General features: G+C 62.4%; 2 protein-coding genes. Both read right to left on the minus strand.

Features of this window, described 5'->3' with window-relative positions; all coding sequences use genetic code 11:
* A partial coding sequence (gene bioD, locus HMPREF0178_RS21080; protein ID WP_009380554.1) for an ATP-dependent dethiobiotin synthetase BioD occupies positions 1 to 165 on the minus strand: 165 nt, incomplete at its 3' end.
* The gene (bioB, locus tag HMPREF0178_RS15120) at positions 162 to 1,148 is read right to left on the minus strand and encodes a biotin synthase BioB (RefSeq protein WP_005023929.1); all 987 of its coding nucleotides are present in this window, start codon (positions 1,146 to 1,148) and stop codon (positions 162 to 164) included. The genes bioB and bioD, both read right to left, overlap by 4 nt.
* Between the last annotated feature and the right edge of the window lie 463 nt (positions 1,149 to 1,611).

Below are 1,611 nucleotides of genomic sequence, written 5' to 3' on the forward strand. Positions count from 1 at the left end.
CTCCCCCCGATTCTCTTCCTCTCCCCCCCGCATAACGCACCCCGTCTGCACGGGCTTCACAGCGGCGACAGGCACCCCGGCGACCTTCAAGGCGCGCAGAAGCGCGGCGGTGACGGTGGTCTTCCCGGCATCGGTATCGGTCCCGGTGATGAAAAGCCCCTTCATGACCGCTCCTCCCGAAGCCCCAGCACCTCGTACATCTCGGCATCGTCACAGAAGGCGCAGCCCTTGGTGGTGAGGTAGTTGCCGGTCATGACGCCGTTGGCTCCGGCAGCGAAAACCCACGACTGCCACTGGCCGAACGTCTTGGAGCGCCCGCCGCAGATGAGCACGTCCTGTTCCGGATGCAGAAGCCGCATGAGCGCGACCACCCGCAACGCCTCGGAAGGCGGCAGGAGGGGGGAATCCCCAAGCGGCGTGCCGGGAATGGGATTCAGAAAATTGAGCGGCAGGGAGTCCACGCCGAGATCGGTCAGGGTCTGGGAAAGCTCAATACGCTGCTCCCACGTCTCGCCAAGGCCGAAGATGCCGCAGCTGCACACCCGGAACCCGGCGGAGCGGGCCACGCGCACGGTTTCCAGATCCTGCTCGTAGGCGTGGGTGGTACAGATCGAAGGGAAATGGCTCGCGGAGGTTTCGAGATTGTGATGATAGGACGTAAAACCCGCCTCGCGCAGCCGGGCGGCCCGCTCGGGCGTCAGCAGGCCGAGCGAGGCGCACAAGCCGATCTTCACTTCCCGGCCGATGCGCAGAGCCGATTCGCACAGCGCGTCGAAATCGCGATCGCTCGGAGCCGTGCCGCTGGTCACGATGCCGAATCGGTCGACATTGTTGGCGGCGAGCTCTTCGGCGCGGCGCAGCAGCGTATCCGTGTCATAGAGAGGATAGACGGGGGAATCCGTTTGATGATGCGCTGATTGGGCGCAGAAAGCGCAGTTTTCAGGGCAACGCCCGGACTTGGCGTTGATGATCCCGCAGGTAAACGCGGCGGCGGGCTTGCGGGCGGCGCGGGCCAGCCCCGCCACGGACAGGATGTCCAACGTCGCGGACTCGGGAAGACGGGCAAGCTCCAGCGCCTCGGAAGGTGACAGAAGCGGATCGGCGCCGGACGTGATGCGTTCGGCGATGCGGACAAGCAAAGCATCCATGGGAAAACGTCCTTACAAAAAGTGATGCGACCTTCGCTGTGAGAATAAAGACGCCCGGAAGGGAATCTGGGCAAGGCCGGCGGCTTCGGCCCGATCGGATGCCGAAAAAATTTTCCTGGGAACCCCAAGGGCTCTCCCCAGCAATGCCGGACAGCAAATAACGGGAGCCTGACCGCTGAACGGATACGGCATTTCCCTGCTCTGTGCAACTCCGGTGAAACGGACGGGTTACGGCGGGAAGCAATGACAATGGGCACTGCCGGGAAGCCCCACTGAGAGAAGCATCCGCTTCCATATCAGAGCCTTTCCTCTTAGAAATGTATATGATCGCCCCAGAAAAGCTGCGTGGGGGGATTCGATGGCACAGGAGCCTTTGGAAAGGCATGGGCTCCCCGCCGGCAAGCTTGGGGAAGAGAGAGAGAGAGAGAGAGAGAGAGAGAGAGAGAAGAAAGAAAGAAAGAAA

The organism is Bilophila sp. 4_1_30, from assembly GCF_000224655.1.
Classification (GTDB): Bacteria; Desulfobacterota; Desulfovibrionia; order Desulfovibrionales; family Desulfovibrionaceae; genus Bilophila; species Bilophila wadsworthia.